This window comes from Bradyrhizobium iriomotense (assembly GCF_018130765.1).
Taxonomy (GTDB): Bacteria; Pseudomonadota; Alphaproteobacteria; order Rhizobiales; family Xanthobacteraceae; genus Bradyrhizobium; species Bradyrhizobium iriomotense_A.
In genome coordinates this window covers 37,176-56,750 of the sequence record NZ_JAFCJZ010000010.1, presented here as the reverse complement: position 1 = coordinate 56,750, position 19,575 = coordinate 37,176, and the positions used below count along the sequence as shown (strand labels likewise).

Here is a 19,575-nt window from a genome sequence, read left to right as displayed (position 1 = left end):
CCGGTTGTTCGACACTGCCCTTGCCGTGTCGTCCCCGGCGTTTCCTTCAAGCTCTCCCGACATTTCCAGGCTGGAAAATCGGGACAAACTGGTTGTTCAAGCGTCCGTCCTCTCTAGCAGAAGGCCGGGCCAAGACAAGAACCACGGGTTAAGGCTTGGCGGAACACCCGCGTGGGGCGGGTCAGGAACTGACGCGGCAGGGTTTTTGCGGTTTGGGGTGAGGGGTCGGCGTGGCCGGGTCCTCGACAGGAGGCGGGTTGATGGCGTTGGGGCGTTTTTGTTCGGTGATGGCGCTCGTTTGTACCTGGTTGAGCGCCTCGGTCGGCCCCTCGCATTCGGCGAAGGACAATACCCCGCAGACCGCCAGCGGCTTGCCCGTGCCGCGCTATGTCAGCCTCAAGTCCGATCACGTCAACGTCCGCGGCGGCCCGACCAAGGACAATGACGTGGCCTGGGTCTATACCCGCGCCGGCCTGCCAGTCGAAATTACCGCCGAGTTCGAGAACTGGCGCCGGGTGCGCGATTCCGAGGGCGCCGAGGGCTGGGTCTATCACTCGCTACTGTCGGGCCGCCGCACTGCGGTCGTCACCATGAAGCACAAGGACGACCTCGCGCCGATCTATGACCGGGCCGATCCCGACAGCGCGGTCGCGGCCAGGCTCCAGGCCGGTGTCGTCACCCAGGTGAAGAAGTGCACTGCAAACTGGTGCCGTGTCACCGGCAACGGTTTTGACGGCTGGATCCAGCAGGAGCGCCTCTGGGGCGTATATTCGGACGAGCAGGTGAATTGACCCGAAGGGTCATCCCGGGATGGCGCGAAGCGCCAGACCCGGGATCTCGAGATTCCACGATGCGCAATTGCGCATCTGAGGTCTGGTCCTTCGGACCATCCCGGAATGACAGTGCAAATAGCAATGGCCGGGACAAGCCCGGCCATGACGACGAATTCAGCAGATTTGGATCGATCTCAGCGCTTCTTGCGCAGGCGCACGACCATATCGATGCGCGAGATCTCGTAACCCTCGGGCACCTCCGGCATCTTGGACAGCGCCAGATGCGGATCCTCGATGTCGACCAGCTCATGGCTGTTCTCGAGGTAGTAATGGTGGTGGGTGGTGACGTTGGTATCGAAATAGGTCTTGGTGCCGTCGACACTGACCTGGCGGAGCAGGCCGGCGTCGGTGAGCTGGTTCAGCGTGTTGTAGACGGTTGCCAGCGACACCGGGACCTTGGCGAGCGTCGCTTCCTCGTACAGCATTTCAGCCGTGAGGTGGCGCGCACCCTTGCCGAACAGGAGCCAGCCGAGCGCCATCCGCTGGCGCGTCGGACGCAGCCCGGCAGACTGGAGCATTTCGTTGACATCGTGCCAGGGGCAGCCGGTCAGGGCCGGCTGGCGGCCGGACAGGAGGGCCGCGGCATGGACGTCGTCGTCGTGATGGGGCGCGGTATTCTCGCTCATTTCCAGATTTCGGGCACGCGTGAACAATATCTCCCTGCAATATAAGAACAGAAAGATGCAGATGCAAGTTTCTCGCAACTAGAGAGGTTCTAATCAGCTCTGGAACCGGGCGAGGACCCCGTCATTTTACCTTCATGAGAGCGCTTTGCCACCGAAATAGCCTGTGTTAGAGAGCCCGCGGTTCCGCTTAGCCGATTTTGGCGCAACCGGGCATGGAAGCTCGGTCCGCCGTCCATCCGGGGCTTGCGGGGGCTGCGCCTGACGACGGCCATTGGCGTTGCTCTCCGACCGAGACGGGGCCCATTTTCGCCAAAGAACGCCGCTCAACCGGAATTTGAACAGAGGCTCGTGCATGCTGAACAGGCGCAACGGTTACGAATATGAAGACTTGCTGGCGTGTGCCCGCGGCGAGATGTTCGGCCCGGGCAACGCCCAGCTGCCGCTGCCGCCGATGCTGATGTTCGACCGCATCACGGAAATCAACGACAATGGCGGCGAGTTCGGCAAGGGGGTGGTGCGCGCCGAGCTCGACGTGAAGCCGGACCTCTGGTTCTTCGGCTGCCATTTCAAGAACGACCCGGTGATGCCGGGCTGCCTCGGCCTCGATGCGCTGTGGCAAATGGTCGGCTTCTATCTGGGCTGGATCGGCGGCGAAGGTCGTGGTCGCGCGCTCGGCCTGAACGAATTAAAGTTCAGTGGCCAGGTGCTGCCCGAGGCCCGCAAGGTTGTGTACAACGTCGACATGAAGCGCGTGATGCGCTCAAAGCTGGTGCTCGGTATCGCCGACGGGTGGCTTTCGGTCGATGACCAGATTATCTATCGCGCCAAGGATCTGAAGGTCGGCCTGTTCAAGCAGGGCACGAGCCTGGGCTGAGGCGCATCACCAAGAAAGACAACGATTTAGGCGAGGCTGTCATGAGGCGGGTTGTGGTCACCGGAATGGGCATCGTTTCGTCCATCGGAAACAACACCCAGGAAGTGCTTGCGAGCCTTCACGAGGCGAAGTCGGGCATTTCGCGGGCTGAGAAATATGCCGAGCTCGGCTTCCGTTCGCAGGTGCAAGGTGAGCCGACGCTCGATCCTTCGACGGTGGTCGATCGCCGCGCCATGCGGTTCCTCGGTCAGGGCGCGGCGTGGAATCACATCGCGATGGAGCAGGCGATCCAGGATTCCGGTCTGTCGCCTGACGAAGTCTCCAACATCCGCACCGGCATCATCATGGGTTCGGGCGGTCCGTCCGCGCGTACCATCGTCGAAGCCGCCGACATCACCCGCACCAAGGGGCCGAAGCGCGTCGGACCGTTTGCGGTGCCGAAGGCGATGTCGTCGACGGCCTCCGCGACGCTCGCGACCTGGTTCAAGATCAAGGGCGTGAACTATTCGATCTCCTCGGCCTGCGCGACGTCGAACCACTGCGTCGGCAATGCCTATGAGACGATCCAGATCGGCAAGCAGGACGTCATCTTCGCCGGCGGCTGCGAGGAGCTGGACTGGTCGCTGTCGGTGCTGTTCGACGCCATGGGCGCGATGTCCTCGAAATACAACGACACGCCCGCCACCGCGTCGCGTCCCTACGACGTCAATCGCGACGGCTTCGTCATCGCCGGCGGCGCCGGCGTGCTGGTGCTGGAAGAGCTCGAGCATGCCAAGGCGCGCGGCGCGCGCATCTATGGCGAGATCGTCGGCTATGGCGCGACGTCGGACGGCCACGACATGGTCGCACCGTCGGGCGAAGGCGCCGAGCGCTGCATGCGCATGGCGATGTCGACGGTGAAGACCAAGGTCGACTACATCAATCCGCATGCGACCTCGACGCCGGCCGGCGATCCGCCGGAGATCGAGGCGATCCGAAGAGTGTTCGGCGTCGGCGAGAAGTGTCCGCCGATCTCCGCCACCAAGGCTCTGACCGGCCATTCGCTGGGCGCCACCGGCGTGCAGGAGGCGATCTACTCGCTGCTGATGATGAACAACGGCTTCATCTGCGAGAGCGCGCACATCCAGGAACTCGACCCTGTCTTTGCCGACATGCCGATCGTGCGCAAGCGCATCGACAACGTGAAGGTTGGCACCGTGCTGTCGAACTCCTTCGGCTTCGGCGGCACCAACGCCACGCTGGTGTTCAGCCGGCTGGATGTGTGAGCCCCACACCGCGGCTTCTCGGCCTGTAATTGCTGTCTCTGGAATACTGGATCGCCCGCATGCGCGGGCGATGACGTGGGAATGATAGGAGCCGCGAGGCAATGGAAGGTTTGATGAAAGGCAAGCGCGGTCTGATCATGGGCATCGCCAATGATCATTCGATCGCCTGGGGCATGGCGAAGACGCTGCATGCCCACGGCGCCGAGCTTGCCTTCACCTTCCAGGGCGAAGCCCTGGGCAAGCGCGTCAAGCCGCTGGCGGAATCGCTCGGCGTCGATCTCGTGCTGCCCTGCGACGTCGAGGACATCGCCAGCGTCGATGCCACCTTCGCCGTGCTGCGCGAAAAGTGGGGCAAGCTCGATTTCGTCATCCACGCCATCGGCTTCGCTGACAAGAACGAGCTGAAGGGCCGCTACGCCGACACCAGCCGCGAGAACTTTTCGCGCACCATGGTGATCTCCTGCTTCTCGTTCACGGAAGTGGCAAAGCGCGCCGCCGAGCTGATGACGGAGGGCGGCAGCATGATCACGCTGACCTTCGGCGCCTCCGAGCGCGCGATGCCGAACTACAATGTGATGGGCGTTGCCAAGGCCGCGCTGGAAGCCTCGGTGCGCTACCTCGCCTCCGATTTCGGACCGCGCGGCATCCGCGTCAATGCGATCTCCGCGGGGCCCATCCGCACGCTCGCGGGCTCCGGCATCGGCGAGGCGCGGGCGATGTTCGCGTACATGCAGAAACATGCGCCGCTCCGCCGCGGCGTCACGCTCGACGAGCTCGGCGGCTCGGCGCTGTATCTGCTGTCGGATCTCTCAGGTGGTGTGACCGGCGAGATCCACTATGTCGACAGTGGCTACAACATCGTCCTGATGCCGAGGCCGGATGATTTGAAGGCTCCGGACTAGACGAGGATGCCGCAGGGTGGGCAAAGGAGCGTAAGCGACGTGCCCACCATTTTTCAGTAGCGACACAGGTCGTGGGCACGCTCCGCTTTGCCCACCCTACGAGATCTCGATCCTGAGGCGCCCGCGGCCGCGCCCTTCCCAGGCACCCCACGATCATGGGGCTGACTCTGCACTAGAAGCATGTTTGCTCCCCCCGGTGGCGCCGCAGGATCGTATCCCGCGGTTCGGGAGGAACGATCTTGTCGAGAGTGCATGCGATGTGTCGCGCGGCTGCGCTGGCGTCCGCCATGGGCGCCGTGCTGCTTTGCGGCGGCTCGCATGCCCTGGCCCAGTCGGCGATCTGGGATACGACCCTCTCCAACACGAACTGGTACGTGCCGACGGCGCAGCTGCTGGCCTACGCCGCGCCGAAGACCGGCTTCTCCAATCCGATCCCGATCGGCGACCAGACGCTGTGGTCGCTCGCAACCGCGACCAACGGCTCGTTCACGGGAACGAGCGTTGCCCAACTCAAGCTGGGATCGGCGCTGCTGACGGATAGCTCGACCATCCAGGGCTTCGTCACGACCGCGGGCCAGATCACGATGCTGTTCACGCCGACATCGGGCGGCGCGGTGACCGTCGGCCTCGGCCACATGCGAACCATCAACGGCGTGACCGCGATGGAAATGCAGATGATCACGGGCGACACTCTGCTCGTGACGCACTGGGCCTACATGCTGCCCTATGACCCCGCGACGTTCACGCCGCCGGCCTCGCAGGCCGTCCCCGCCAACTCCGTCCCGCAATGGGCGTGGACATCGGGTACGCCGTGGCGGATCGTCAGCTCCACGCTGTTCGGCACCTCCGCGCCCGGCCGCTTCGTCATCACCAATTACCAGAACGGCTATTTCTGGGGCGCCGGCATCGCGCCCGCGGGAAGCGGTGCCGCGAACTTCACGCTGCTGGGCTCGGTGACGCCTGAAGGCAACGTGCTCTTCAACACGCTCTCGAAGGGTACTCTCAGCAGTCTCTATGGCGCAGCCAGCGGCGATGCGTCGGGCGCGCAGATGCTGGTCAGTACCTACGATCTCTCGGGCAACCCGACCGGCGGCGTCGCCTACCTCTCTTTGGTGCGCCCCTACGCTGAGACGCTGCAAGCGCAGAACAGCCGCGCCGGCCTGGGCGCGGCCAGCATGCTCTATCGCTTGTCTGCGACATCGCTCGGCTGGAGCGGCAGCATGGCGACCGGCTTCACCGTACTCGACAATCTCAGCGGCTCCGGTCTCGTCAACGCCGTCAACCAGACCTTGCCTGTCCTCACCGGCGCGGCATCGCAGGCGACCTATTCCACCCAGCGCGTGTTCCAGCAGGCGATGACGGGCCGGCTGGACGACGTGCTCGGGCTGAACGCCGGCGTCACGGCCGAGCGGAATGTCTGGATGAAGCCGCTCGGCGGCAGTGTCCGGCAGGGCAGTGTGGACGGCGTGCCCGGCTATAACGCCACCGGCGGCGGCATTGCCGTCGGTGCGGACGCGACGATCTCCCCGCGCGCGATGCTTGGCGGCGTGTTCGCCTATTCGCATCAAGCCATCACCGGCAGCGATGACGCTGTCCCGAGCCGGCTCGCCATCGATTCCTATCAGGCGGGACTCTACGGCGCCTATGTGCTCGGCCATGGCGTCCAGGTCGACGGCCAGATCGATGGCGCGCTCAATGACAATGGCGAAAGCCGTTCGCTGACCTTCATCAACAGCACGGCCGGCGCCGGCTATCGCTCCTACAGCGGCCATGCGGGCGCCGGCATCCGCAAGCTGATCCCGATCGAGCCGGGGCTTGCGATCGCGCCGTCGCTGCGGCTGGACTATGGCCAGGTTCGTTCGCCCGCCTATCAGGAAGGCGGTGCAGGCGGCTTCAGCCTCAACGTGGATTCGCAAACCTATCGCGAACTGGCGCTGACGGCAGGACTGAAGGGCGCCTACAGGATCGCGAATGAGGTCTATCTCACCGGCGAGGTCGGTGTCGGCTACAACGCGCTGAACCAGGGCCTTCAGATCAAGTCCGCGTTTGCCGGCGGCGGCGATACATTCGTCACCAACGGTCTTGCGCTGTCGCCATGGATCTACTCGACCGCGCTCGGCCTCGTCGCGGCCGACAACAATCGCTTCGATTTCGGCCTTCGCTATGGCCTCTCGGCGACGTCCTCCGGACTGATGCAGCAGTCCGGGTTCGCCGTCCTCAAGATCAGGCTGTAGGCGGGATTCTTGTTTGACGCGTTTTCTTGACGCGAACCGATGCCCGCTTCGCTTGAAACGCTTTAGCCAGCCGCGATCTTCTCCGCGCGCTGGAACGCCGGGCGTGCCATGCAGCGCGCGAGATAGGCATCGAAGGCCGGCCGCGACGGCACCATCTTGAACAGGCGCACCGCAAAGTTCAGGCCCGAGCCGACCGTGACGTCGGCGGCGGAAAACTCCTCGCCGAGTATCCACGGCCCCTTGGCGAGCGCAGCCTCCAGCACGTCGAACACCTGCGTCGCGCTGCCCCAGGCCGCGGTCGAGGTCGGGATCTCGATCTTGGTGAAGATCTGGATGATGGCGGGCTCGATGCAGCTGGGCGAGAAGAACAGCCATTGCAGATAGCGCGCGCGACGCGGGTCGGTCACGGAGGGCGCGAGCTTCGTCTCGGGATAGCGGTCGGCGATGTAGGCGCAGATGGCCGCGGCTTCGCCGAGCGCGGCATCGCCGTCGCTGAGCGCCGGCACCTTGCCCATCGGGTTGATCTTGAGATAGTCCGGCGCCTTCTGCGCGCCGGTCGAGATGTCGGTCAGCACGCGCTCATAGGGCAGGCCGCTCTCTTCCATCAGCCAGAGCGTCGTGAACGAGCGCGAGCGGGGCGACCAATAGAGCTTGATCATGGCGTTGACCTTTCATCGGCTCGAAGTGAGCCAGGGCGGATTCATGACGCCTCTGCAGTGAATCGCAATGCGCGACGATACAGATAGTTCTGACTTCGGCTCAGTCCTCTTTGAGATAGCCAGGCAAGCCCCGGTCGAGCCTGTCTGCGACGAGTGCCCGCGTCCTCTCGCGCAGCGCCGTGCTGGCTGAAGCTGCCGCGGGTGGCTCAGGGAACAGCGAGTTGTCGAGCTTGGTGAGCGGGTCTTCGGTCAGTCGCATACTCGCAGCGAAGTTCGCGCCGAAATTCACAAAGGGGCGCTTGATCTCCTCATAGGTTCGGCCGTCGATCAGCGTGATCGCAACATTGGCGAAAAGATGAGAATGCCGGAGGAGACCGCCGAGGCCCTGATTGTAGGTTCCGATTCCGTTCAGCGTCATGTGCGTATTCGGCAACTCGGCCTTGAAAGTCGTCGCGACAAGATAGCGCTCGCAACTGGCATTCGCGGTAAAGCTCCGCACGATCACCGGCAGACGCTCTCCGGGATCTCGGATGAGGATCGTTTTCGGATTATAGAAGGGGTCGAAGACGCCCTTGGGATAGGTGATCCTGCGCACCGCGGGATCGTTGTTTGTTGCCGCGCGCACGCGCGCAAAGACGAGATCATCGAGTCCCCAGTCGATCGGGACCTCGTTCACCTCATTCTCGAAAATCGTGAGGCCAAATTTCTGCACGGCGTAGCGGTCTCCGATCACAGAGATCACGCCAAGCCGACACGGGCCGCTCTCCACCGCGACCGGCTGCTTTGCAACCGGTTTGGCCTTCGGCACCGCTTTCTTGGAAACCGGTTTCGCCGGTGTCGCGGTTGAGGCCGGAGGCGTGGCGGTTGCGGGAGGGGTTTGGGCGGCAGCCGAAGTCAAAAGGGACAACAGCGCGATCAGCGAGACAGTAGTTCGAACCATGGATTCCGGGAGATCAGAGACAGGAGGTCATCGGTCACGCCACACTAGGTTGGGATCGTGACAACCGCAAGCTGCGCCGGCGCCTACGGCCTCTTCCACCGATAGCATTTCATCATGAAGCCCGTCGCCGTCGCGATCTCTTCCTTCTCGAACACAAAGCCTTCGCGCTCGTACCAGCGCCAGGCCTTTTCGTTCTCGCGTACGCAGCGCAGGTAGATCTCATCAGGCATTTGCGTGCGCGCGAAGGCGAGCAATTGCCGGCCGAGCGAGCGGCCCTGATGGGCGGGCGCGACAAAGAGCTGGTCGAGATAGAATTCTGGCAGATGCAGCGCCAGCATCGCGGCGATGGTGCCGTTGTCGTCGGCGACGTACAGGCTCCAGCCGTCCTCGATCTCGCGCCGGACGCGCGCCCTGAGGTTCGCGAGCAGGAAGTTGCTGGCCTCGGCAAGCCCGGTTGAAACCCAGCTCTCCATCCAGACGCGGCCGATCTCGTCATATTCCTCAGTGCGGGCGGGGCGGATGATGGGTTGCGGCATAAGAGCTCAAGCCCGCTGGCTGCGCACGGGCTGCCGTGCGCGCACTTTGCCGGCCGACAGGCACACCACCTCGGAAATCTGCAGCAGCTGCCGCGCCAGCGGGCTGGTCTTGCGCCAGACCATGCCGATGGTGCGCGAGGGCTGCGGGTCGCGGAATCGCGTCAGCGAGACCGAGGCCGATCGCGTCTCCACCGGCACCGCCATCTCCGGAATCAACGTCACGCCGATGCCGGCGCTGACCATCTGCACCAGCGTGGACAGTGAGTTCGCGTCAAGCATCTCGCGCGGCGGCGCCGATTGCATGTTGCAGAACGACAGCGCCTGGTCGCGGAAGCAGTGTCCCTCCTCGAGCAGCAGCAGCCGCATCTCCCGCATCATCTCGCGCGAGGGTGCCGGCGTTCCCTCGTCCGCGCCGGGGCGCACCAGCAGGAATTTTTCCTCGAACAGCGCAACCTCAGTCAGCGAGGGCTCCGACACCGGCAGCGCGACGATGGCGGTGTCGAGCCGTCCCTCCACCAGTTCCTGGATCAGCCGGGGCGTCATCGTCTCGCGCACGCGGATGTCGAGTTCCGGGTGCATGCGCGTGAGGTTCTTGGTGATCTTGGGCAGCAGGTACGGCGCGATGGTCGGGATCATGCCGATGCGCAGGCGGCCGGCGAAGCGATCCTGCGAAGCGCGCGCGAAATCGCCGAGTTCGTCGACCGAGCGCAGGATGTCGCGGACGCGCTGGGCGAGTTCCTCGCCGAATCGGGTCAGCGCGACCTGCCGTGCGCTGCGCTCCAGCAGCAGGCCGCCGAGCGTCTCCTCCAGTTCCTTGATCTGCATCGACAGGGCTGGCTGCGAGATCGAGCAGGATTCGGCCGCACGGCCGAAATGGCCGTGGCGCGCCAGCGCGTCGAAATACCGGAGCTGGCGCAGCGTCAGATTTATCATAAGAAAATCCTATCGCGGCGATCATTAAAGTCAACTTCCCCTGATAGGAGGCGCCGCTTAGAGTAGTTCTACCTGGTCAAAGGCGCCGTCGGACGCCACCAGAGGAGGTAATCATGAACGACACTTCGAAGTGCCCGTTTTCGGGCGGAAAACCCACGCGCGTGAACCGCGACTGGTGGCCAACCCAGCTCAGCATCGAGATGCTGCACAAGAATTCCGACCTGTCTGACCCGATGGGCAAGGAGTTCGATTACGCCAAGGAATTCAAGTCGCTCGACCTGAACGGGGTCATCAAGGACCTGACCGCCCTGATGACGGATTCGCAGGAGTGGTGGCCGGCCGACTTCGGTCACTATGGCGGCCTGATGATCCGCATGGCCTGGCACAGCGCGGGCACCTACCGCATCACCGACGGCCGCGGCGGCGCCGGTGCCGGTCAGCAGCGCTTCGCGCCGCTGAACAGCTGGCCCGACAACGCCAACCTCGACAAGGCGCGCCGTCTGCTCTGGCCGATCAAGCAGAAGTATGGCCGCAAGATTTCCTGGGCCGATTTGATGGTGCTCGCCGGCAACGTCGCGCTGGAATCGATGGGCTTCAAGACCTTCGGTTTCGCCGGCGGCCGCGCCGACGTCTGGGAGCCGGAAGAGCTCTATTGGGGTCCGGAAGGCACCTGGCTCGGCGATGAGCGCTACAGCGGCGAACGCCAGCTCGCCGAGCCGCTCGGCGCCGTGCAGATGGGTCTCATCTACGTCAACCCGGAAGGCCCGAACGGCAAGCCGGATCCCGTCGCCGCGGCCAAGGACATCCGCGAGACGTTCGCCCGCATGGCGATGAACGACGAAGAGACCGTCGCGCTGATCGCCGGCGGCCACACCTTCGGCAAGACCCACGGCGCGGGTGATCCGTCGCTGGTCGGTGCGGAGCCGGAAGCAGGCGCGCTGGAAGAGCAGGGCCTCGGCTGGAAGAGCAAGCACGCTTCGGGTCTCGCGGGCGATGCCATCACCAGCGGTCTCGAGGTGACGTGGACGACGACGCCGACGAAGTGGAGCAACAACTTCTTCGAGAACCTGTTCAAGTACGAATGGGAGCTGACGAAGAGCCCGGGCGGCGCGAACCAGTGGACGGCCAAGGGTGCCGACGCGATCATTCCCGATGCGTTCGACAAGTCGAAGAAGCACCGGCCGACCATGCTGACGACCGACCTGTCGCTGCGCATGGATCCGGCCTACGAGAAGATCTCGCGCCGCTTCCTGGAGAACCCGGCCCAGTTCGCGGACGCCTTCGCCCGCGCCTGGTTCAAGCTGACCCACCGCGACATGGGTCCGATCCAGCGTTATCTCGGCCCGCTGGTGCCGAAGGAAGCGCTGATCTGGCAGGATCGGATCCCGGCCGTGAACCACGAGCTGGTCAGCGATCAGGACATCGCGGCGCTGAAGAGCAAGATCCTGGCTTCGGGCCTCTCGGTGTCCGAGCTGGTCTCGACCGCCTGGGCGTCGGCCTCGACGTTCCGCGGTTCGGACAAGCGCGGCGGTGCCAACGGCGCGCGCATCCGCCTTGCTCCGCAGAAGGACTGGGAGGTGAACCAGCCGGCCCAGCTCTCCAAGGTGCTCGGCAAGCTCGAAGCGATCCAGAAGGAGTTCAGCACCGGTGCGAAGAAGGTCTCGCTCGCGGACCTGATCGTGCTCGGCGGCACCGCCGCGGTCGAGAAGGCCGCCAAGGATGCCGGCGTCGACGTCAAGGTCGGCTTCACGCCGGGCCGCATGGACGCCTCGCAGGAGCAGACCGACGCGGAGTCCTTCGCGCCGCTCGAGCCGCGGGCCGATGGCTTCCGCAACTATGTCGGCAAGCGGCAGCAGTTCCTGCAGCAGGAAGAAGCCCTGGTCGATCGCGCGCAGCTGCTCAAGCTCACCGGGCCTGAATTGACCGCGCTGGTCGGCGGCCTGCGTGTGCTCGGTGCCAATGCGAACGGTTCGAAGCACGGCGTGCTCACCGCGAAGGTGGGAACGCTGAGCAACGACTTCTTCGTCAACCTGCTCGACATGAGCGCGCAGTGGACGCCGGTTGCCGACGGCAGCTACGAGGCACGCGACCGCAAGACCAACGCGGTGAAGTGGACCGGCACCCGCGCCGATCTCATCTTCGGCGCGCACTCGCAGCTCCGCGCCTTCGCCGAGGTCTATGCGACCTCGGACGCCAAGGAGAAGTTCGTCAAGGACTTCGCCAAGGCCTGGACCAAGGTGATGAACCTCGACCGCTACGACATCGCGGCGTGATCTAGCTGATCTCGCCTCGGGCTCGGTACAACCTCTCCCGCTTGCGGGGGAGGTCGCGCCGAAGGCGCGGGTGGGGGCTCTCTCCTCGTCGGGAGTCTCTCCGCGGAAACACCCTCTCCCCGACCCTCTCCCGCAAGCGGGAGAGGGAGCGCAGCACTCCCCGGAGCGAGCACAAAACAAAAAGGGCGGCCTTTCGGCCGCCCTTTCGTGTTTCTGGCAGTGTAGCGAGACTTACTCGCCGGCCGCTTCGCGCGGAGCCTTCTCGCCCTCGGCGGCCTTGTCCTTGGCCTCGAGGTCTTCGCCGGTGGTCTGGTCGACCACCTTCATCGACAGGCGAGTCTTGCCGCGGTCGTCGAAGCCGAGCAGCTTGACCTTGACCTTGTCGCCTTCCTTGACGACGTCGGAGGTCTTCTGCACGCGGCTCGCCGCGAGCTGGCTGATGTGGACGAGGCCGTCCTTGGAGCCGAAGAAGTTCACGAAGGCGCCGAACTCCATCACCTTGACGACGGTGCCGTCATAGATCTGGCCGACTTCCGGCTCGGACGCGATCGACTTGATCCACTTGATCGCGGCCTTCATCGCCTCGCCGTCGGAGGAGGCGACCTTCACGGTGCCGTCGTCCTCGATGTTGACCTTGGCGCCGGTCTTCTCGACGATCTCGCGGATCACCTTGCCGCCGGTGCCGATCACTTCGCGGATCTTGTCGGTCGGGATCTTGAAGGTCTCGATGCGCGGCGCGTATTCGCCGAGCTCTGCGCGTGCGTTGGTGAGCGCCTTGGCCATCTCGCCGAGGATGTGGATGCGGCCTTCCTTGGCCTGGCCGAGGGCGACCTTCATGATCTCCTCGGTGATGCCCTCAATCTTGATGTCCATCTGGAGCGAGGTGATGCCCTGCTCGGTGCCCGCGACCTTGAAGTCCATGTCGCCGAGATGATCCTCGTCACCGAGGATGTCCGAGAGCACCGCGTAGCGCTTGTCTTCGAGGATCAGGCCCATCGCGATGCCCGCGGTCGGCCGCTTCATCGGCACGCCGGCGTCCATCAGCGCGAGCGAGGCGCCGCAGACCGAAGCCATCGACGAGGAGCCGTTGGATTCGGTGATCTCCGAGACCACGCGCACCGTGTAGGGGAACTCGTGATGCGGCGGCAGCACCGGGTGGATCGCGCGCCAGGCCAGCTTGCCGTGGCCGATCTCGCGGCGCTTGGTGCCGCCGAGGCGGCCGGTCTCACCGACCGAGTAGGGAGGGAAGTTGTAGTGCAGCAGGAACGTTTCCTTGTACGTCCCCGACAGCGCGTCGATGTACTGCTCGTCCTCGCCGGTGCCGAGCGTGGTCACGACCATCGCCTGGGTCTCGCCGCGGGTGAACAGCGCCGAGCCGTGGGCGCGGGGCAGCACGCCGACTTCGGCGACGATGTTGCGGACGGTCTTGACGTCGCGGCCGTCGATGCGCTTGCCGGTGTCCAGGATGTTCCAGCGAACGATCTTGGCTTCCAGCTCCTTGAACACGGCGGCGACGCGGAGCTTGTCGTATTTCGGCTCCTGCCCTTCGGGGAAATAGTGAGCGATCACCTTTTCCTTGACCTTGCCGACCGCGGCATAGCGATCCTGCTTGACCGGAATGGCGTAGGCGGCGCGCAGCTCCTGCTCGACGAGGCCGAGCATCTCCTTCTCGAGCGCGGCGTTGTCGATCACGGTGACTTCGCGCGGCTCCTTGGCGGCCTTCTCGGCGAGCTCGATGATCGCGTTGATCACCGGCTGGAAGTGGCGGTGACCGAACATCACGGCGCCGAGCATGATGTCTTCGTTCAGCTCCTTGGCTTCCGATTCCACCATCAGCACGGCGTCGGCGGTACCGGCGACGACCAGGTCGAGCTGGGTGTCGACCATCTCGTCGAGCGTCGGGTTGAGGATGAACTCGTCATTGGCGAAGCCGACGCGCGCAGCGCCGATCGGGCCCTTGAACGGTGCGCCGGAGAGCGTCAGCGCAGCCGACGATGCCACCAGCGCGACGATGTCAGGATCGTTCTCCATGTCGTGCGACAGCACGGTGGCGATCACCTGGGTCTCGTTGCGCCAGCCGTCGACGAACAGCGGACGGATCGGACGGTCGATCAGGCGGGAGACCAGCGTCTCCTTCTCGGTCGGACGGCCCTCGCGCTTGAAATAGCCGCCGGGAATGCGGCCTGCGGCGTAGGTCTTCTCCTGGTAGTCGACGGTCAGCGGCAGGAAGTCGACGCCTTCGCGCGGCGCCTTCGCGGCGACGACGGTGGCGAGCACCACGGTCTCGCCATAGGTGGCGATGACGGCGCCGTCGGCCTGACGGGCGATCTTGCCGGTTTCGAGCTTGAGAGGGCGTCCGCCCCAGTCGATCTCGACTGAATGCTTAGTGAACATAGAGGTCTTCTTTCATGGGTTCTCGAAAGAAGGGACGCTTCGAAAAACAAAAACCATGCGCAAGATTGCGGGACGCTGATCGGAGCGGATGATCAGCGTCCTGCGATCCTGCCATGGTTTTTGGATGTCGGATGGCGTCCATCCTTTCGGGTCATACGGGCGCCTTGCCCGTTGTGCCCAGCCGCCGGATTGCTGCTGGGCTGTCAGTCGGCACGAACGCGAACACCGAACCGCGGTCTTCGCTGGTCATGCCCCCGGATGCGAAGCATCATCGGCCCGCACCGGACGTACGCGTGAGCCTCGATCAAAAACCTTAAAATAAGCGCTTTCGCTCGAAACCACGCGCAAAAACGCGCGCCACTGGCGCGCGCAAGAACTGTTAGCGACGAATGTTGTGCTTCTCGAGCAGCGCCTTGTAGCGCGCCTCGTCCTTCTTCTTCAGGTAGTCGAGGAGCGAGCGGCGGGTCGAGACCAGCTTCAAGAGGCCGCGACGCGAATGGTTGTCCTTCACGTGGGTCTTGAAATGGTTGGTGAGGTTGTTGATGCGTTCCGACAGGATCGCGACCTGAACCTCGGGCGAGCCGGTGTCGCCGGCCTTGGTGGCATTCGTCTTGATGACTTCCGCTTTGCGTTCTGCGGCAATCGACATCGTCAATTTCTCTCGTTGCGACCGGGGCTGGCAGTCAGGCCGGTCAGGTTGAACACACGCTTGGGGATGATTTCGCCATTGCCAACTTCGGCAAGCGCCAAAAGACGGCCTGCCACCGTGACATAGACTGTGCCGCTACAAGTGGGCGCATCCCGTCCGCGCAACAAAACGGCTTGGCCCCTATGGAGCCTTGCCGCATCAGCCCGAGTGACGGCCAGTGCCGGGATGTCGTCCAGCGCGGTCTCAACGGGCAAAAGCGCGTCGGCGAGGCTGCCCTCGCCGGACGCGGCTCTATCGCACAAAGCCTCCAACTGATCCAGCGGAATCATGTCGTTTTCGCCAAATGGGCCGACCAGGGTCCGCCGGAGCGCGCAGATATGGCCATAAGTGCCGAGAATCCGGCCCATATCGCGGGCGAGCGCGCGGACATAGGTGCCCTTGCCGCACTCGGCCTCGAACACGGCCCGGTTATTATCTGGTTGATCTATAAGGGTTAAATGGTGAATCTCGACCGGGCGGGGGGCCAGCTCCACGACCTCGCCATCGCGGGCGAGGTCATAGGCGCGCTCGCCCTGGACCTTGATGGCGGAATAGCGCGGCGGGATCTGCTCGATCACCCCGGTGAAGCGGGGCAGCAGGGCCAGGATGGCCTCCCGGGTCGGGCGCTGGTCGGAGGTCGCGGTCACCCGGCCCTCGATATCGTCGGTGTCGCGCTCCTCGCCCCAGCACACGGTGAACTGGTAGCGCTTGCGGCCGTCCATCACAAAGGGAACCGTCTTGGTGGCCTCCCCGAGCGCGATCGGCAGGCCGCCGGAGGCGAGCGGGTCGAGCGTGCCGGCGTGTCCCGCGCGCTTGGCGTTGAACAGGCGCTTGAGCACGGCAACGGCCTGCGTCGAGGTCATGCCGATCGGCTTGTCGAGCACGACCCAGCCATGGACGTCGCGGCGGTCGCGGCGAGGCTGGTTGCCCTTCTGCTGCTTGGCGCGCGGATCGTTGTTGACGCGGCGGGGCTCCTGATGCGGCTGGGAATTGCCGTCCATCTCCGCAAAATTATTTTTCTGCACATCGCGCTGAGCGGCGTCGTTGCCGTCGATCGTGCCGTGAGCCGGGTCCATCGTCATTGCTCTTCTTCCCGATCCGAATCCGGATCCTGTTCCAAATCCTTTTGCACCGCAGGTGTTCGCAAAAGCTTCTCGATCCGTTCCGCTTCGTCGAATCGTTCGTCGACGCGGAAGCGAATGTCAGGTGCAAATTTCAGGTTAACGCGCCGCGCGACTTCGCCGCGCAGGAATTTCTTGTTGCGCTCGAGCGCAGCGATAACGATCTCGGTGTCGCGGCCACCGAGCGGCATCACGTAGATTGTTGCGAGCTTCAGGTCGGGCGACATCCGTACCTCCGGCACGGTGATGATGTGGCCTTCGAGATCCGCATCGTGCACGTTCCCTTGCGCCAGAATCTCGGCCATCGCATGGCGAACCTGCTCGCCGACGCGCAACTGACGCTGCGAGCCGCCGGGCGCGGAACTTTTCTTCTGGTGGTGGCGGGGCATAGTTCGAATATCACCTCGTCGTGCCCGCGTTTGGGACACGAGCATTGTCATTTGTCCTGTTGAAACGAATGAGGCGTGGATGGCCGGAAAAATCCGGCCATCGCACTCCCGCAATTTCAGCTCAAAAAGATCCGAACGCTTCGGTAAGATTTGGACTTACAGGGAGCGCTGGATCGTCTCCACGCGATAACACTCGATCACGTCACCCGCACGCATGTCGTGATAGTTCTCGAAGGCCATGCCGCATTCCTGACCGGACTGGACTTCCTTCACCTCGTCCTTGAAGCGCTTCAGCGTCGACAGCTTGCCTTCGTGCACGACGACGTTGTCGCGGATCAGGCGCACATTGGCGCCGCGTTCCACGGTGCCGTCGGTGACGCGGCAGCCGGCGACCTTGCCGACCTTGGAGATGTTGAAGATCTCCAGGATCTCGGCATTGCCCAGCATGGTTTCGCGCAAGGTCGGCGCGAGCAGGCCGCTCATCGCCTTCTTCACGTCGTCCACGAGGTCGTAGATGATGTTGTAGTAGCGGATCTCGATGCCGTTGCGCTTGGCGGCCGCAGCGGCTTCCTTGTTGGCTCGAACCGAGAAGCCGATGATCGCGGCGTTGAAACCTTCCGCGAGCGTCACGTCGGATTCCGAGATGCCGCCGACGCCGGCATGCAGGATGCGGGCGGCGACTTCGTCGGTGCCGAGCTTCTCCAGCGAGCCGAGGATGGCTTCCAGCGAGCCCTGCACGTCGGCTTTGACGATCAGCGGGAATTCCTTGCGGCCCGCCGTCTTCAACTGCGACATCATCTGCTCGAGCGAGCCGCGCATGCCGGAGATCGAGGCCGCCGCGTTCTCGCGCTTCTGGTGCGCGCGATAGCTGGTGACCTGGCGGGCGCGGGCTTCGTTCTCGACGACCGCGAGACGATCGCCGGCTTCCGGCGGGCCGTTGAAGCCGAGCACTTCGACCGGCACCGAGGGACCGGCCTCCTGCACCGTCTCACCCTGATCCGAGATCAGCGCGCGGACACGGCCCATCTCGGCGCCGGCGACGATGATGTCGCCGACACGGAGCGTGCCGCGCTGGACCAGCACGGTGGCGACCGGACCACGGCCGCGATCGAGCTTGGCTTCGATCACGGTGCCTTCGGCCGGACGCTCCGAATTGGTCTTCAGGTCGAGGATTTCGGCCTGCAGCGCGATCATTTCGAGCAGCTTGTCGAGATTGGTCTTGTTCTTGGCGGACACTTCGACGTCGACGACTTCGCCGCCGAAGGATTCCACCTGCACCTCGTGCTGGAGCAGCTCGGTGCGCACGCGCTCGGGCTTGGCATCGGGCTTGTCGATCTTGTTGATGGCAACAATGATCGGCACGCCTGCCGCCTTGGCGTGATTGATGGCTTCGACCGTCTGCGGCATCACGCCGTCATCGGCCGCGACCACCAGCACGACGATGTCGGTGACCTTGGCGCCGCGGGCGCGCATCGCGGTGAACGCTGCGTGGCCGGGCGTGTCGATGAAGGTGATCTTCTTGCCGGTTTCGGGCGAGGTCACCTGATAGGCGCCGATGTGCTGGGTGATGCCGCCGGCTTCGCCGGACACCACGTTGGCGTGACGAAGCGCGTCGAGCAGCGAGGTCTTGCCGTGGTCGACGTGGCCCATCACGGTCACGACGGGCGAACGGGTCTCGGTGTCGCTGGAATCGTCGACCTGGTCGAACAGGCCTTCCTCAACGTCGGAGGCGGCAACGCGCTTGACGGTGTGGCCGAGCTCTTCGGCGATCAGCTGTGCGGTGTCGGCGTCGATCACGTCGGTGATCTTGTGCATCGCGCCCTGCTTCATCAGCATGCGGATGACGTCGACCGCGCGCTCGGCCATGCGGTTGGCGAGCTCCTGGATGGTGATCGCTTCCGGAATGACCACTTCGCGAATGAGCTTTTCCTTCGGCTCGTTCGAGGCGTGGCCCTTCAGGCGCTGGGTGCGGCGGCGGAACGAGGCGATCGAGCGCTCGCGCACTTCGTCGGCGTTCAGCGCCGTGACGACGGTCAGGCGGCCGCGCTCTTTCTGCGGGCCGGGCTTGTGGGTGGTCTTGGGGGCTGCCGCAGGGCGTGCGGCGCCGCCGGGACCGCGACGGATCTGGCGCGGACCATCGTCCTCGTCCGGTCCGGCTGCGACTGCCGGAGTACGGCCCAGCGGGCCACCGCCGGCCGGCCGTTGCGTGGTCGTTCCGGGGCGCGCGGTCGTTGTTCCCGGACGTGCCGTCGCGGGGGCGCCGGGACGCGCTGCGGGCGCGCTGGGACGCGGCGCGGGAGCGGCCGGGGCCGCTGCGGCGGGACGCGGAGCGGATTGCGGCTGCTCGCCTTCGCCGAAACGCTTCTTGGCCTCGGTCTCGGCCTTCCGCTTGGCTTCGTCCTCGTGACGATGACGCTCTTCCTCGGCCTTGCGGCGGGATTCGGCGGCTTCGCGCTCGGCGCGCTCGGCGGCCTCGCGAACAGCGCGGCGCTGGGCCTCTTCCTCGGCCTGGCGGCGCTCTTCGACTTCGCGCACCTTGGCGTCGGCCAGCGCACTGGCGCGGGCGGAACGTTCGTCCTCGGTCAGCGTACGCAGCACCACGCCGGAACCGGCATTGCGCGGCGGGGGCGGCGGAGCCGGGCGCGACGGTACGGGCGCAGCCGGCGCCGGCTTTGCAGCAACCTCGGGGGCGTGCGGTTCGGGGCCGTCACCAATGCGGCGCTTGCCGCGCTTCTCGACCACGACCTGCTTACTGCGGCCATGGCTGAAGCTCTGGCGCACGGTGCCCGTTTCGACGCGCGGCTTGAGCGATAGCGTCTTGCTCGGAACGCTCAGCTTCTTGTCGCCAGGGGTCTTGGTATCAACCATTCAGCAGTCCTAATCCTGATTTATCAGTGTTGTGCGTTGC

General features: G+C 64.7%; 16 protein-coding genes. 6 read left to right on the top strand and 10 right to left on the bottom strand.

The window, feature by feature from the left end; translation table 11 throughout:
* Positions 1-260: 260 nt before the first annotated feature.
* Positions 261-791 carry an SH3 domain-containing protein gene (locus JQ635_RS18425; protein ID WP_211411251.1) on the top strand — a complete coding sequence of 177 codons (531 nt, stop codon included), beginning with the start codon at positions 261-263 and terminating at the stop codon, positions 789-791.
* A 176-nt stretch (positions 792-967) separates the two neighbouring features.
* Here JQ635_RS18425 and irrA read toward each other — a convergent pair whose 3' ends face one another.
* Positions 968-1,459: an iron response transcriptional regulator IrrA gene (gene irrA / locus JQ635_RS18420; RefSeq protein WP_027546833.1), complete on the bottom strand. Its 492-nt coding sequence runs from the start codon at positions 1,457-1,459 to the stop codon at positions 968-970.
* A gap of 352 nt (positions 1,460-1,811) precedes the next feature.
* Here irrA and fabA point away from each other — a divergent pair, with 352 nt between their 5' ends.
* From fabA to JQ635_RS18400, 4 genes are all read left to right on the top strand, one after another.
* On the top strand, positions 1,812-2,333 hold the full coding sequence (gene fabA, locus JQ635_RS18415) for a bifunctional 3-hydroxydecanoyl-ACP dehydratase/trans-2-decenoyl-ACP isomerase (RefSeq protein WP_211411422.1): 522 nt from the start codon (positions 1,812-1,814) through the stop codon (positions 2,331-2,333).
* A gap of 41 nt (positions 2,334-2,374) precedes the next feature.
* Positions 2,375-3,598 (top strand): beta-ketoacyl-ACP synthase I, encoded by a 1,224-nt coding sequence (gene fabB, locus JQ635_RS18410; RefSeq protein WP_211411250.1) that lies wholly within the window; start codon positions 2,375-2,377, stop codon positions 3,596-3,598.
* A 101-nt stretch (positions 3,599-3,699) separates the two neighbouring features.
* A complete protein-coding gene (fabI, locus tag JQ635_RS18405; protein WP_211411249.1) occupies positions 3,700-4,500 on the top strand; it encodes an enoyl-ACP reductase FabI in 801 nt (266 codons plus the stop codon).
* A gap of 248 nt (positions 4,501-4,748) precedes the next feature.
* A complete protein-coding gene (locus JQ635_RS18400) occupies positions 4,749-6,734 on the top strand; it encodes an autotransporter outer membrane beta-barrel domain-containing protein (RefSeq protein ID WP_349631870.1) in 1,986 nt (661 codons plus the stop codon).
* Between the two features lie 62 nt (positions 6,735-6,796).
* On the opposite strand, the gene JQ635_RS18395 is transcribed toward JQ635_RS18400, so the two are convergent.
* From JQ635_RS18395 to JQ635_RS18380, 4 genes are all read right to left on the bottom strand, one after another.
* The gene (locus JQ635_RS18395) at positions 6,797-7,393 is read right to left on the bottom strand and encodes a glutathione S-transferase family protein (RefSeq protein WP_211411248.1); all 597 of its coding nucleotides are present in this window, start codon (positions 7,391-7,393) and stop codon (positions 6,797-6,799) included.
* Positions 7,394-7,493: 100 nt separating this feature from the next.
* Positions 7,494-8,201 carry a hypothetical protein gene (locus JQ635_RS18390; RefSeq protein WP_349631869.1) on the bottom strand — a complete coding sequence of 236 codons (708 nt, stop codon included), beginning with the start codon at positions 8,199-8,201 and terminating at the stop codon, positions 7,494-7,496.
* Between the two features lie 215 nt (positions 8,202-8,416).
* Complete coding sequence (locus JQ635_RS18385) at positions 8,417-8,869, bottom strand: GNAT family N-acetyltransferase (protein ID WP_211411246.1); 453 nt, start codon at positions 8,867-8,869, stop codon at positions 8,417-8,419.
* Positions 8,870-8,875: 6 nt separating this feature from the next.
* Positions 8,876-9,802, bottom strand: coding sequence for a hydrogen peroxide-inducible genes activator (locus JQ635_RS18380; protein ID WP_211411245.1), 927 nt, complete (start codon positions 9,800-9,802; stop codon positions 8,876-8,878).
* Positions 9,803-9,915: 113 nt separating this feature from the next.
* Here JQ635_RS18380 and katG point away from each other — a divergent pair, with 113 nt between their 5' ends.
* A complete protein-coding gene (katG, locus tag JQ635_RS18375; RefSeq protein WP_211411244.1) occupies positions 9,916-12,075 on the top strand; it encodes a catalase/peroxidase HPI in 2,160 nt (719 codons plus the stop codon).
* 231 nt (positions 12,076-12,306) lie between these two features.
* Here katG and pnp read toward each other — a convergent pair whose 3' ends face one another.
* The 5 genes from pnp to infB form a co-directional block, all read right to left on the bottom strand.
* The gene (gene pnp / locus JQ635_RS18370) at positions 12,307-14,469 is read right to left on the bottom strand and encodes a polyribonucleotide nucleotidyltransferase (RefSeq protein WP_211411243.1); all 2,163 of its coding nucleotides are present in this window, start codon (positions 14,467-14,469) and stop codon (positions 12,307-12,309) included.
* A 379-nt stretch (positions 14,470-14,848) separates the two neighbouring features.
* Positions 14,849-15,118: a 30S ribosomal protein S15 gene (gene rpsO, locus JQ635_RS18365; RefSeq protein ID WP_008540131.1), complete on the bottom strand. Its 270-nt coding sequence runs from the start codon at positions 15,116-15,118 to the stop codon at positions 14,849-14,851.
* A gap of 2 nt (positions 15,119-15,120) precedes the next feature.
* Positions 15,121-16,239 (bottom strand): tRNA pseudouridine(55) synthase TruB, encoded by a 1,119-nt coding sequence (gene truB, locus JQ635_RS18360; RefSeq protein WP_211411242.1) that lies wholly within the window; start codon positions 16,237-16,239, stop codon positions 15,121-15,123.
* Entirely contained in the window at positions 16,236-16,667 is a 432-nt protein-coding gene (rbfA, locus tag JQ635_RS18355; RefSeq protein ID WP_211403429.1) for a 30S ribosome-binding factor RbfA, read from the bottom strand. The genes truB and rbfA overlap by 4 nt, the downstream gene beginning before the upstream one ends.
* A 156-nt stretch (positions 16,668-16,823) precedes the next feature.
* The gene (gene infB, locus JQ635_RS18350) at positions 16,824-19,535 is read right to left on the bottom strand and encodes a translation initiation factor IF-2 (RefSeq protein WP_211411241.1); all 2,712 of its coding nucleotides are present in this window, start codon (positions 19,533-19,535) and stop codon (positions 16,824-16,826) included.
* Positions 19,536-19,575 lie beyond the last annotated feature (40 nt).